The organism is Massilia terrae (genome assembly GCF_024753145.1).
GTDB lineage: Bacteria > Pseudomonadota > Gammaproteobacteria > Burkholderiales > Burkholderiaceae_D > Telluria > Telluria terrae.
This window is the reverse complement of record NZ_JANUGU010000002.1, coordinates 706876-719550: the sequence shown is the minus strand read 5'-3', so window position 1 is coordinate 719550 and position 12675 is coordinate 706876. Positions and strand designations below refer to the sequence as shown.

At 61.4% G+C, this 12675-nt stretch carries 11 protein-coding genes and 1 tRNA gene; 4 read left to right on the top strand and 8 right to left on the bottom strand.

From position 1 onward, the window contains the following. Positions 1-62: 62 nt before the first annotated feature. On the bottom strand, positions 63-347 hold the full coding sequence (locus tag NX778_RS24580) for a hypothetical protein (RefSeq protein ID WP_307727989.1): 285 nt from the start codon (positions 345-347) through the stop codon (positions 63-65). Between the two features lie 209 nt (positions 348-556). Here NX778_RS24580 and NX778_RS10420 point away from each other — a divergent pair, with 209 nt between their 5' ends. Continuing rightward, on the top strand, positions 557-2038 hold the full coding sequence (locus NX778_RS10420) for a serine hydrolase (protein ID WP_258811657.1): 1482 nt from the start codon (positions 557-559) through the stop codon (positions 2036-2038). 241 nt (positions 2039-2279) lie between these two features. Here NX778_RS10420 and NX778_RS10415 read toward each other — a convergent pair whose 3' ends face one another. Together NX778_RS10415 and NX778_RS10410 are read right to left on the bottom strand one after the other, a co-directional pair. Further along, the gene (locus NX778_RS10415) at positions 2280-2846 is read right to left on the bottom strand and encodes a hypothetical protein (protein WP_258811656.1); all 567 of its coding nucleotides are present in this window, start codon (positions 2844-2846) and stop codon (positions 2280-2282) included. A 2858-nt stretch (positions 2847-5704) separates the two neighbouring features. Continuing rightward, the gene (locus NX778_RS10410; protein ID WP_258811655.1) at positions 5705-5929 is read right to left on the bottom strand and encodes a site-specific integrase; all 225 of its coding nucleotides are present in this window, start codon (positions 5927-5929) and stop codon (positions 5705-5707) included. 70 nt (positions 5930-5999) lie between these two features. On the opposite strand from NX778_RS10410, the gene NX778_RS10405 reads away from it, so the two are divergent. Continuing rightward, on the top strand, positions 6000-6317 hold the full coding sequence (locus tag NX778_RS10405; protein ID WP_258811654.1) for a hypothetical protein: 318 nt from the start codon (positions 6000-6002) through the stop codon (positions 6315-6317). A gap of 36 nt (positions 6318-6353) precedes the next feature. Here the strand turns inward: NX778_RS10405 and NX778_RS24640 are convergent, their stop codons facing one another. The 5 genes from NX778_RS24640 to NX778_RS10385 form a co-directional block, all read right to left on the bottom strand. Continuing rightward, positions 6354-6617 (bottom strand): DUF6538 domain-containing protein, encoded by a 264-nt coding sequence (locus NX778_RS24640; RefSeq protein WP_370661321.1) that lies wholly within the window; start codon positions 6615-6617, stop codon positions 6354-6356. A gap of 88 nt (positions 6618-6705) precedes the next feature. Beyond that, a tRNA-Met gene (locus NX778_RS10400) sits at positions 6706-6782 on the bottom strand. 81 nt (positions 6783-6863) lie between these two features. Beyond that, positions 6864-7820, bottom strand: a complete 957-nt coding sequence (gene miaA / locus NX778_RS10395) for a tRNA (adenosine(37)-N6)-dimethylallyltransferase MiaA (RefSeq protein WP_258811653.1) — start codon at positions 7818-7820, stop codon at positions 6864-6866. Next, the gene (gene mutL / locus NX778_RS10390) at positions 7817-9709 is read right to left on the bottom strand and encodes a DNA mismatch repair endonuclease MutL (protein WP_258811652.1); all 1893 of its coding nucleotides are present in this window, start codon (positions 9707-9709) and stop codon (positions 7817-7819) included. Before mutL ends, miaA begins: the two co-directional genes overlap by 4 nt. Before the next feature lie 131 nt (positions 9710-9840). Next, positions 9841-10761: a peptidylprolyl isomerase gene (locus NX778_RS10385; RefSeq protein WP_258811651.1), complete on the bottom strand. Its 921-nt coding sequence runs from the start codon at positions 10759-10761 to the stop codon at positions 9841-9843. 171 nt (positions 10762-10932) lie between these two features. Here NX778_RS10385 and NX778_RS10380 point away from each other — a divergent pair, with 171 nt between their 5' ends. Together NX778_RS10380 and NX778_RS10375 are read left to right on the top strand one after the other, a co-directional pair. Beyond that, entirely contained in the window at positions 10933-11577 is a 645-nt protein-coding gene (locus tag NX778_RS10380) for a VTT domain-containing protein (protein WP_258811650.1), read from the top strand. Between the two features lie 72 nt (positions 11578-11649). Continuing rightward, on the top strand, positions 11650-12672 hold the full coding sequence (locus NX778_RS10375) for a carbonic anhydrase (RefSeq protein ID WP_258811649.1): 1023 nt from the start codon (positions 11650-11652) through the stop codon (positions 12670-12672). Positions 12673-12675 lie beyond the last annotated feature (3 nt).

The following is a 12675-nucleotide window of genomic DNA, read 5'->3' as shown; positions in this document are numbered from 1 at the left end:
TCGCGCCAGGATGGCGCAATGCGGCCAGAACAGCGGGCCTTGCGGCATGCTGTCCTGAAGGCTTAGCGCCGCTCGGGCTGCGGCGGCGGGACGACAACGGTGGTGCCGCCATTCTTGCCCGGTTCACCTTTTTCACCGGGTTCGCCTGGCGCACCGGTCGCGCCAGGAGCGCCAGGCTCCCCTTTCTCACCAGCCGGCCCCGGCGGCCCCGGTACCGGGACAACTTCTTTCTGCACCGGAGCCGGCGTGACGACTGCGGGTGGGTTGACGGTGGTCTTTTCGGTCTTTTCGCATGCTGTCAGGCCGGCCATCGCCAGCACGGCAGCAATCAAAACTGACATCTTCATGTTGTTGCCTCCTCTTGAAGGGTGACTCGGTGCGCAACGCAGGATGCGCGCGAACGAAGTCAGGATATGAGCTGGCAGCCACGACGGTCTGTACGCTCGATCACAGATGAGGGGGCGGGACATTGCAACAGATGTTTCGAGAGGTGACGGCCTGAGCGCCGTTTTGGGAACTTTTTGACCGCATTTCGGGAATAGCATGAGGGCGTCCGATGTGGACCCAGGATTCGGGAGAAGCAATGCGGAAAAGTTCAGTTCTATTATGCGTGGCTGTGCTCGTGTTTTTCGCTGGCATCGCTGACGCGGCCGCTGCTTCGCTCGACCAATTGGTGCGCGCCTACGCCGAACGCCGTGGCTTCAGCGGCGTTGTTCTGGTCGCGCGAAATGGCCAGCCGCTCTATCGGGCCGCGTTCGGCCTGGCACAACCGGCGTCGAAGGTGCCCATCGGTGTAGATGCCGTGTTCCGGGTCGGCTCGCTCAGCAAGCCATTTACTGCAACGTTGGTGATGCAGCTCGCCGAGGCTGGCCAAATCGACCTCGACGGCACGGTCGGCCACTACCTGCCGGCGCTTTACGCGGACAGCGAGGCAGGGCGGATCACCGTTCGTCAACTGTTGACTCATACGTCTGGCCTGGCCGACGTGCCGTCGCGTTACACCGATCCGTTCTGGCGCAGCGAAGCACGTCGCCATTACACGCCCGAGCAGTTCGCGCGCGAATGGATACCCAGGGCCTTGGCAAGTGACCCGGGCGCTTTTCGCTACAACAACAACGGCTATTTCCTGCTCGGCCTGATCGTCGAAGCGGTCACGGGCAAGAGCTATGCCGAGAATCTTAAGCAACACATCTTTAGGCCAGCTGGCATGCGGGATAGTGGGGTCTTCGACGGTCGCACCGTGCTGCCGAAGTTCGCACAGGGCACGGTGCGGGCCGATGATGGCACGCGTGAATTGCCGCCCTACATCGACCCATCGGTATCCTATTCCGCTTCTGGCCTGTACTCGACGGTGCGTGACTTGCTCCTTTTCGATACGGCGCTCCTTGACGGCCGCCTGCTGGGACAGGCGGCGCAGCGCGAAATGTTTGCCGACAGGGGTAAGCATTATGGCTACGGCTGGGGTGTCGAGGATTGGGCGGTAGGCCCCGGCGCGGCGCTGCCCGTCGTGCTGCATACCGGGAGCGTGCCCGGCTACCAGAGCATGCTGGTGCGTTCGCTGTCGGACCGCGTGACCATCATTATTCTCGACAACGCGTGGCGAGGAGCAACCGTGGTCGCGATGGCGCGTGATATTTCCGATCTCGTGCACGGCAAGCCGGTGGCGCTGCCGCGGCGGAGTCTGGAGGACGCGCTCACCCCGGTCTTATACCGGCAGGGCCTGGATGCGATGCGCGCTGCATTCGTCCGGGTGCGCAGCAACCAGTTCACGATCTACGATATGAGCGAACCCGCCTTGAACGGCTTCGGCTACGCCCTGTTGCGTAACGGACAAGTTGAAGCCGCGGTCCAAGTGTTCCGGTGGAATGCCGAGGCCCATCCCGCTAGCCCGAATGTCCACGACAGCCTGGCCGAAGGCTTGCTCGCGGCGGGCAACCGCGACGGGGCGCGCGCCGGCTATGCCAAGGTCCTGGAGCTGGACCCGAACAACCGCCATGCTGCCGAGGAGCTGGAAAAACTCGGTCGGGCTGGGCCCTAGCCACGTTGGAATACAAGTGCCAGCGGCCTGCTGGGCGTCTTTCCCTCAGGCTTCGGCGCCCCTCAGTGTCGGACAAAACGGAACTTGGTGCGGCGGCCGCCCACGTAGCAAACGCTGCGCAACAAAGGATGCGCGTGAACGAAGTCAGGATGGCTGGCGGTCATGACGATCTGTAGGCTGGACCATTGATGAGATGTCGCGCTTTCCAGCGTTTCGAAAGGAGCCCGTCTTCGTGAGGACATCAATAGCGTGTCTCTGCGAAGTCGCCACCCGGCATTTCAAAAATCGACACGTCCCCTAACGGGGCTGTACGTTCGATATCCCAGCCGAACAACACACCGTCTGGCTTGAGGCGTAGTTTCAGGCGCAGGTTCCCACGCGGGTGCACACGGAGTTCGTGCAGGACGGCGTCCGGAATGCGTTCGGCAACAGGGATCGTGTAATCGCCAAGAATGGTCCCACCGTACCACGCAGCGTGGCCGAAGTCATAATGTCTGTCTCGTCCCCAGATGGCATGCGCGCTCAGTGGTATGCGCCCGCTGCTCAGCGCCAAGATGCCGCGTTGGTGCCGAGCGACTGTCGCAGAGCTATAGATTATGAGACCGCGGTCATCATAAATGACCACTTGGCCCATCTTCGCGCCTTCGACGGCATCAACCACCAGCGTCATTCCGATTCCGTCGGATTTGCTGAGCCGCGAATTGTCCGACGCCTGGGACGCCTTGCTGCATCCAGCCATCCAAGGAAGCACTGCCATCCATGCGAGTAGCAGACGTTTTCGTGATTGGAGTATGGAATGAGTCATCACTACTGTATCCTCATGTCGATGTTGTAACCGTGCCGATTCAGCAAGTGTATTGGCGGTCAACGATGATGACGTATTCGGTCATCCCTTGGCCTAGCTGTTTCAATTTTCCGGTATCGCGTTTCACGAGCTGCACCTCTCAAAGTGGAGTCGTCGGACCTGCTTGATATCCAGAGTATATTTACATCCGGAAAATCGACTTTTGCCACTGATTAATTGCGCGGTCCGAGACGTTTCTTTTCAGCGACACTTTGGTTGGTAGAGGCGCTGGCTTGTGGAATTTAAAAACGAGAGAACGCGCGTGAGCGCTTCGGAAAACGTGCGGCACCGACGGTGATCACCCAGAGGTAGCAAAGATGTGGTCGTCCAGCCGCGCCGACTGTAAAAATGTCGAGCGTGGGATGGCGAAGCACATGGTGGGAACAAAGTTACAGCCCAAAAGCAAACGACCCAACTCGCAAGAGCTGGGCCGTTCTTTATTCTGTGGTGGTGATAGTTGGAGTTGACGCTCCTGAAGTTTTCTCGGCTAAGTCATTGACGCGAAAGGGAGTGCTGCGTCGCGCGGTGTCAATTTAGGAACCTTGTACATCACCTTTGGGATGCACAAGCCTGCCTTCAGTTTAGCCTCTTTCACCACTAATTTGGACGCATCATAGTGAAGTCTGGGCGTAAAGAAAAAGCGCTGGTAATTGGACCGCTGTTTGTTTCGGTGTAAAGCTGTGCGCCCTCCGGGTTCGAAATGGTCGCAATGCACCAAGTGTCGCTAATGCCGTCCACATCCGGCAACCCTGGACCGGTTTTAAACTCAGCCACCTGCTCTGCGATCGCGTCCTTTGCGGCTGTCGCAAACGCAACCAGGGGGCTTAGCTGATGAACGCGGTTGCCCGACTGAAGCTGCTCCCGGTAGTGCTGCCGCAAGACCTTTCGGAATGTGCCGTCCCGTGGTCCGGAGGAATCCAAAATTAAAGCCTGTCGTTCATGCGGGCGCCTCACTCCACGAGCAGTCAAGTCCGAGTAGATCGGTGTGTCGGGTGGTGGCGTGAACGTACTGGGCTGCACTCGAATTACCAGCCCGCGTTGCTCTAAACGCCCGAGGTTGTATGCGGCTGTGTTCCCTAGGAACGCTCGAGTTCCTGGTGCGGTACCTATCGCGACCCAGCCAAGATCGCGGGGCGGGACGTGTCGGTCTAAGTATGCGGTGCCTTCGCCGTTAGCTCTCAGTTCGAGACGTACCAGCCGGGCACGACTGCCTGATCGGTGTCGGCGCGTGTCGCCATAAATTATTGCAAACCCCTCTCTCTGAAGCGACTGTTCTGTTAAACCTCTGAGGGACGGAAGTTGCTCGCAACGACGGTCGAGAAAGCGGATAAGCTGATCCATGCGGTCGCGCTCATGCACGGACATAAGGCGCTCAGATATTCCGGTCAGCATTGCCTCAAGATTCGCCACGTTACCGGCGACCGCTACGAACGAGTAGGGCGTGGGGAAAAACACCTTTTGCTGTCCGTCATATATTCTGGTGGAGGTAGTTACCCGCGTGTCTGAGATTACCGCTAGGCCATCTGGATTGAGCGAAAACGCAAAGCAATAGGTCATGATCGGGGAGGACGAGTGGAAACGCGCGAACTTAGGGGTGTTCAGCCTTCTAAAAGGCCGGTACTTGTTCTTTGGGAGCCTGTCGCGGGGCAACGCCGCTTTCAGCCGAGTAGTGTAGCGGATTGTGCACCTATTTTGGGCAGGCCGATGTAGCCGAAGTAGTCGACGAGCGAGGTCGACCGGCGGGGACAAAACGGTAAGATAAGAGTGCGGACCTGATTCGGACCTAATGCGGACCGAAACGGAAAAATGCCAGACATGACTTCCGCTAACCGTTGAACCGGTGACGCATTTCAGTACAATGTACGTACCGGTCTTGTTGTGTCCGGTACTTGCAGATAGGTCGTAACCTCCAATTCCATATTGGAGGACCATGCAAGACAAAAATCGCTGCTTCGGGAAATACGCAAAACTTCTCCTGGGGCACCTCTTCGCCAACGGTTACACCTATTACGAACTCACGGAGGCTTTATCGAATAACGATACCGCGAAAGTCAAATCCCTAATTATCAAACTTTGCATTTATACGTTTGGTCAGCTGGTTCTTAGACATTTCAAGTCAGGGAAAGACGATGAGAACAACCGTAAGTAACCTCTCCGTAATTTAACCCCCTATCTCGCACCGGAGGTTCTTCCCTCCACACCCGTGGAAGGCGCGCAGGGCGTCCCCGACGGGTAACACAACTAGGGCTTAAAGCAACGGCAACCCAAGACCATCGTGCAAAGCACTGACAACGAAAACGCTCCCGCCAAACTCATTTCGCTTCGAATTGAGGAGCTGGCTTATCTGCGTTACATGGAGGCTTGTATAGTAGGCATCGGCGACTACCGGATAATCCGGCGCGCGCCTTTCCGCGAACAGCTACGCAAGATGTCTCCGGCGGAGCATTTTTCAGTTGCCGCTAAGGTTGCTTGTTTCGTTGCAATGTTGTCGACGCCAGTCCGCCCGTCGCAACATCCCGCCTCAAGGCAAAGTCCGATATCCTGCCTGACACCCAGGCGCGGGCCTCAAGCAAGAGCGCCACCGTCGAAATGCGAGGCCCCAAAAAATAAAAGTCCTAGAAAAAAACCGCTTGCGCCATGCCATATCGTTCATCGTTTGGGACCAATTTCCAATCGAACCTTATACATTGAAGACGCATAGGATAACATCCAGGCGTTCTACACACGGCAGCCAGCTTGCGTCTCGCCACCATCAGCCGCTAGTCAGCACGGTCTTCAAATACCCTAGCCATGTCATCCGGGCCGGGTGGGTTTAGGAGACGTTAGGAAGCCGATAGCGCTGCGTTCGCCAACGCACTGAGACCAGCTTGAATGCCGTCGCGATACAGGCGCGCATAGTCGCTCTTGAGATGCTCGTAGCGTTCGGCGTCGGCCCCGCCGTACTGTCGTCCGGACAGCGCCGCAGATATCTCGCTGGATATCTTGGCGTTGCCCAAGACCTGCATGAAGGTGTGTCGCATCGAGTGGAAGTAACCGAGCTTCTGCACGTCGAGTTGGTGCTGCTCGCCGAGCTTCGCAAATTCGCGCCCGCCCCACTTGGAGATGTACTGCGACTACTTGCAGATTTTCACTCTTCGTGGTGATCTGCGGCAGGTAAGCGCGAATCCGATGCCAGTTCAAGAACGTCGCGACGGTGGCGATGTAGAGCTGTTGCGTCGTCACGTTCGTGATCGTGCTGGTGACGTGTTCGCAATACCTGACGAACGCAACCTGATCAATCTGAAGGACGTTCACGGCGTCGCTGAAGAACGCCTTCGCGCCTTCCAGCTTGGCCCGGTGTGTCGCCTTCGACTGCGGTTTTATTTGCGATTTGGCAAAATGCGCAGCAATGGCGTCACTGAATGTGACGATTCTCTGCACCACCGGGGCTCGTGAGGCTCGGCCTTCACCTTGACCGCTTCGGCCGACCAGTTATCTCATGCAGCGGCATTTCAAACTCGAAGTGAAAAGTGTTATCGGATGAGTCCGCTTTTTCCTGGCCATGATCTCTTGAAATATCGAATCCGTGTGCACCGCGACGGCGCGGCTTCGGATAATAGCTGAGCGCCGGTCCGATGTCTGCAAGGACTGGACGAGCACCTTGCGGCCGATGATGGATTGAAGATGGAGCGGGACGCGGCGACAGAAGTAGTAAACCGTGCCGTGTCGGGATCGAACGAGAAAATTTCCAGCCATGTGTAGCACCTGTGTGCAACACCAAGCGGGCAGGGCGGTAATGAAAAAGCCGCTGATCCTTTCGGAATCAACGGCTTATCAGAAATCTTGGTGGTGATAGTTGGACTTGAACCAACGACCCTAGCATTATGAATGCTATGCTCTAACCAACTGAGCTATATCACCTGCAACGACGAGCATTATCCAGATTCGTGCCCGCGGTGTCAAGGCTGGCGGAACCAGCCGAGCCAAAGATTTTACACCAATTTATCTGCCGAGGGCCGAAATCTGCTGGAGCAGGGCGCCCGACGGGTCCTTGCCAAGGCAGTCCACCACAATCCGCTCCGGCATCGAACGAAGCCAGGTCAGCTGCCGCTTGGCCAGCTGGCGCGTCGCGATGATGCCCGCTTCGCGCAGCTCGGCGCGCGTGATCCGCCCGTCCAGGTAGTCCCAGGTCTGGCGATAGCCGACACAGCGCATCGACGGCAGCGTCGGCGACAGGTCGCCGCGCGCGCGCAGCTGCGCGACTTCGGCCACGATGCCTTCGTCGTCGCGCCGGCCCAGCATCTGGTCGAAGCGCAGTGCGATCCGCGCGTGCAGCACGCCGCGGTCGGATGGCTCCAGCGCGTACGACACCAGGTCGAACGGCAGCTCCAGCTTGCCGCGGCCGGTCAGCAGTTCGGACATCGGCCGCCCCGACAGTTGGTAGATTTCGAGCGCGCGGTTGATGCGCTGCGCGTCGTTCGGCTTCAGGCGTTCGGCGGTGACCGGATCGACCTGCCGCAGCTTCTCGTGCATCCCCGGCCAGCCGATGCGCGCAGCCTCGGCGTCGAGCGCGGCGCGGACCTCCGCGTCGGCGGTCGGCAAATCATCAAGCCCTTCGGTCAGCCCCTTAAAGTACATCATCGTCCCGCCGACCAGCAGCGGCAGCTTGCCTCGGGCGCTGATCTCGTCCACCAGCCGCAAGGTATCGGCGCGAAACTGTGCGACCGAATAGGCTTCCAGCGGATCGATGATGTCGATGAGATGGTGCGGCACGGCCGCCAGTTCTTCGGCCGTCGGCTTGGCGGTGCCGATGTCCATGCCGCGGTAGACCAGCGCCGAATCGACCGAGATGATCTCGACCGGCCGCTCGCGCGCGATCGCCAGCGCGGCCGCGGTCTTGCCGGACGCGGTCGGGCCCATGATGGCCACCGCCAGCGGTTTGCTGCTCGAGGTGTTCATTGGCCGCGCAGGAAAAGCTTGTCCAGTGCCGAGATGTCGAGTTGGACCCAGGTCGGGCGGCCGTGGTTGCATTGGTCGGCGCGCTCGGTCGCTTCCATCTGGCGCAGCAGCGCATTCATCTCCGGCACCGTCAGGATGCGGTTGGCGCGCACCGCCGTGTGGCAGGCGAGGGTGCCGAGCAGTTCGTTGCGGCGCTCGATCAGCACGCGCGATCCACCGTACTCGCGCACGTCGCGCAGCACGTCGCGCGCCAGCGTCTGTGCGTCGGCGTTCTTGAGCAGCGTCGGCACTGCACGCACCGCCACCGTGGTGGGCGAGATCGCGGCGATGTCGAAGCCCAGCGCTTTCAGCGTTTCCTGGTGCTCCTGCACCGTGCCGACTTCGACCGCGTCGGCGAAGAAGGTCACCGGGATCAGCATCTGCTGCACTTGCATCTCGCGCCCTTCGATCTGGGCGTCGAGCGCGTTCTTGAGCTGTTCGTACAGGATGCGCTCGTGCGCGGCGTGCATGTCCACCAGCACCAGGCCCTTGCGGTTCTGCGCCAGCACGTAGATGCCGTGCAGCTGGGCGAGCGCGAAGCCGAGCGGGTACTCGTCTTCATCCGGCATCGGGCGCGCCGATGCGGCCAGCGCCGTTACAGGCGCGGCATCCACCGATGCGGTCGATGTGGGGTTCGCGGCGAACAGGGCGCCGTAGCTCTCGGTGCGCTGCGCCACGCCGCCGTTAGGCGCATCCCAGCGGCTGCCGGGCGGGAAGGGCGAGGGCGAGAAGGTCGGCGACAGCTGGGCGCCGAACGAGATCTGCTCGTGCGGACGCTGCCAGCTTTGCGCCGACGGCGTCACTTCGCTGGCGGTGATCGGCGCCGGCACGCTGCCGTGCGCGGTGGCCGAGGTATGCGCCAGCGCGCGCTGCACGGCGTGGAATACGAACTGGTGCACCGCGCGGCTGTCGCGGAAGCGAACTTCGATTTTCGACGGGTGCACGTTGACGTCGACCAGCGACGGGTCGAGGTCGAGCGACAGCACGTAGGACGGATAGCGGTCGCCGTGAAGCACATCCTGGTAGGCCGAGCGCACCGCGTGCAGCAGCAGCTTGTCGCGCACGAAGCGGCCGTTCACGTAGAAGAACTGGCCGTCGGCGCGCGCCTTAGACGCGGTGGGCAGGCCGATGAAGCCGTGCAGGTGGAGCGGACCGGCCGCTTCGTCGACCGGCAGGCGCGCGTCGGCGAATTCGCTGCCGACGATCTGGCCGCTGCGCTTGGCCATGTCGCTGACATTCCAGTGGTCGATCGCCTTGCCGTTATGCGACAGCGTGAACGACACGTCCGGCCGCGCCAGCGCGATGCGGCGCACGACTTCGGCGCAATGACCATATTCGGTCTGCTCCGACTTCAGGAATTTGCGACGCGCCGGGGTGTTGAAGTACAGGTCCTGCACGTCGATGGTGGTGCCGAACGCGCCGGACGATGGCGTCACCGTACCCTGGTGCGAGCCGACGATCTGCCAGGCATGCGCCGCGTCGGGCGTGCGCGAGGTGATCGACACCGCGGCGACCGATGCGATCGAGGCCAGCGCTTCGCCACGGAAGCCGAGCGTGCCCACGTTTTCGAGGTCGGTGAGCGAGGCGATTTTCGAGGTGGCGTGGCGCGCGAGCGCCAGCGGCAGCTCGTCGGGCGCGATGCCGCGGCCGTTGTCGGTGATCGCGATGCGCTTGACGCCGCCTTCCTCCAGCCGCACGGTGATTTGCGTCGAGCCGGCGTCGAGCGCGTTTTCGAGCAGCTCCTTGACCACGGCCGACGGCCGCTCGACCACCTCGCCGGCGGCGATTTGCGAAATCAGCTGATCCGACAGCTGCTGGATCGGGCGATGGGTGGGGACGGGGGCGTTCATCGGCGGGATTATAGCTTGCGGGGAAGGAAGATAACCGAGGTGTGGTTTAGCCACTACCCTCAAAACCGTCGTCCCTCCGGAGGCCGGGACGACGTACTGAGGCTAACTTGCTAACTAAATAAACAGTTTTCTCACTTACGCTCGCGCACCGGAATCGGCGCGTTGCAAAGGTCGATATAGCCGGCCGGCACCTTGGTCCACGGGCCGCCGCGGTTGCGCTGCGCCTCGATCACCGCCTGGTAGATCGGCGCTTCGCTGCGCATCACTTCAAGGTGGCTGCGCTCCGCTTCCGGCACATCCGCCGCGACCTTGATCGACTTGATCGGCACATACTGCTCCGGCTTGTCATAGAAGCCCATCGGCCCGGTCCCGCGCGGCAGCACCGACAGCAGCGGCATGCCCGCCACCACCCGCCCGACGACGGTGATATTGCGGTCCAGGTGGCGCGGCGCGTGCCCGATCACGGCATACAGCGAGGTGCCGCCGCCGCTGTCGGCGTCGTTGTCGCGGCCCACGCCGACCATGCCGTAGCAGTGCGCCAGCCATGCTTCGCCGGTCTTCGGATCATGCCCGACCGGGAATCCATCCGAATGCCCGACCTGCGGCGCGTAGCCGTCCTTGTCCTTCAACTGGACGAAGTGCTTGTCGTTCGCGCGCGGCACCGTGAACTCGGCCTTCAGCGTCTGCTGCGCGGTCTTGATCGGGCGCGGGGTTTTCACGTCGTCCGGTTCGCCCCATTGCACCACCCAGTTGTCCTGCGAGCGGATGATCGCCAGGCCATCGAAGTAGTGCTCGCGCACCAGCGCCTTGATGTTCTTCGCGTGATTCGGCGCGAACACCGGCGCCAGCTCGATCACCACGCGACCGGTCGGGATCTCCATGTACAAGGTGTTGTCCGGGTCGAGCGGCCGCCAGTCGGATGGCTTGGACATTTTGAGCACGTCGGCCACGCTCGGCTTGGGCGGCGGATCGGCGGACCACGCCGCGCCGCTTGCCAACAATGCCGCCAACGCCGCCGCCAGCGCCCGCTTGCCCGATCTCGTCATCTCCATTCCGGTCTCCTTTGATTGTTTGTTATCCCAGCGGCACCGATTGTAATGGGATTGCTGTCACCGAGGAAACGATTCCTTGTGGCAATAAAAAAGTCGCGGAAAGACTGTGCCCAGCCGTTATTTTTACAGCCGGACTGATGGTATGATTCGACGCTACCATTTAGGAATATTATGGATCTGATGCAATTTTTCGACATGATTCTTCATGTCGATAAGACGCTGGGCACGCTGCTGGCCGAGTATGGAGTCTATGTTTATGCGGTCCTGTTCGCGATCGTGTTCTGCGAAACGGGCCTGGTAGTGCTGTTTTTCTTCCCCGGCGACACCCTGCTGTTCATTGCCGGCGCCTTCTGCGCCACCGGCCAGATGAGCCTTCCCCTGTTGCTGGTCCTGCTGATCGTGGCCGCGGTCACGGGCAACACGCTCAATTACTGGATCGGCGAGGCGATCGGGCAACGGGTCTTCACCCACGATTACCGCTGGATCAACAAGGATGCGCTGCGCCGCACCCACGAATTCTTCGAACGGCATGGCGGCAAGACCATCATCCTGGCGCGCTTCGTGCCGGTGGTGCGCACCTTTGCGCCCTTCGTGGCCGGCGTGTCGGACATGACGCATGCGCGCTTCCAGCTGTTCAACTTCACCGGCGCCGCCGCCTGGGTGCTGACCCTTGTCACCGGCGGCTACTTCTTCGGCAACATCCCCGTGGTGCGCGACCACCTGACCGCGATCGTGCTGGTCGGCGTCGGCGCGGCCGTGGTGCCGCTGGCGCTGGGCGGCCTGTACAAGGTCGGGCGCCGCATGCTCAGCCGCTGATTTCGCACAGACCGCTCAAGTTTTCCCGGCTTTCTCCGATAAGGATGAGGTAATGCGTTAAAAGCACACCTCATGCGCAATTGGATTGCCCTGTTCGCGGGCTGCTCCGTCATGCTGACGGCAAGTGCGAACAATCCGGCTCCGCCGGCCGGCAAGACTGCCGCGCCGGTCAAGGCCGACACTCCCGCGCCGGCAGCCACGCCGGGGCGCACGTCCGCCTATACGCCCCCCGCGCCACAGCGCAGCAAAGAGGAAGAAGCCGAGCTCGAACTGTCGCAGAAAATCGCCCAGCGCCTGGCCGAGATGCGCGAGAAGCAGAAGCAGCGCGTGGTGACCGCCGCCCGCGCGCAAAAGGCGGCCGAAGCGAAGCGGCTGCAGGATCAGAAGGCCGCCGCCATCGCGGCGGAAGCCAAGCGCCACCGCACCGACTGGAGCTACGAGGGCGAGACCGGCCCGGCCAACTGGGCGCAGATGAACGTCGAGTGGGCGAAGTGCGGCGCCGGGCAGCGCCAGTCGCCGATCGACATCCGCGACGGCATGAAGGTCGACCTGGAGCAGGTCGGCTTCGACTACCATCCTTCCACCTTCAGCGAAGTCGACACCGGCCATACGATCGAAGTGACGGTCGAAGGCGGCAATTTCATCAACGTCGGCAACGAGATGTACGAGCTGCAGAACATCCACTTCCATCGCCCGTCGGAAGAGCGCATCAACGGCCGCGGGACGGAGATGGTGATGCACCTCGTGCACAAGGGCCCGGGCGGGCGGCTGGCGGTTGTGGCCGTGCTGCTCGAACGCGGCGAACAGCATCGCCTGATCCAGACCATCTGGAACAACCTGCCGCTGGAGAAGCGGGCGACGGTGTCGCCGGCGATCGTCATCAATCCGCTCGACGCGCTGCCGGAGCGGCGCGAGTACTACACCTACATGGGATCGCTGACCACGCCGCCGTGCACCGAGGACGTGCTGTGGCTGGTGATGAAGCAGAAGATGCAGGCCTCGCCGGAGCAGATGGCCCTGTATTCGCGCCTGTACCCGCTGAACGCGCGGCCGGTGCAGCCGACGTTCGGGCGGGTGATCAAGGAGTCGAACTGACGC

Bases quoted from the DNA above. Each gene is read 5' to 3' on its own strand.
- NX778_RS10375 (WP_258811649.1), top strand. From the start codon at position 11,650: ATGCGCAATTGGATTGCCCTGTTCGCGGGCTGCTCCGTCATGCTGACG.
- NX778_RS24640 (WP_370661321.1), bottom strand. From the start codon at position 6,617: ATGGCTGGAAATTTTCTCGTTCGATCCCGACACGGCACGGTTTACTAC.
- NX778_RS10385 (WP_258811651.1), bottom strand. From the start codon at position 10,761: ATGGAGATGACGAGATCGGGCAAGCGGGCGCTGGCGGCGGCGTTGGCG.
- NX778_RS10420 (WP_258811657.1), top strand. From the start codon at position 557: ATGTGGACCCAGGATTCGGGAGAAGCAATGCGGAAAAGTTCAGTTCTA.
- NX778_RS24580 (WP_307727989.1), bottom strand. From the start codon at position 347: ATGAAGATGTCAGTTTTGATTGCTGCCGTGCTGGCGATGGCCGGCCTG.
- NX778_RS10380 (WP_258811650.1), top strand. From the start codon at position 10,933: ATGGATCTGATGCAATTTTTCGACATGATTCTTCATGTCGATAAGACG.
- mutL (WP_258811652.1), bottom strand. From the start codon at position 9,709: ATGAACGCCCCCGTCCCCACCCATCGCCCGATCCAGCAGCTGTCGGAT.
- miaA (WP_258811653.1), bottom strand. From the start codon at position 7,820: ATGAACACCTCGAGCAGCAAACCGCTGGCGGTGGCCATCATGGGCCCG.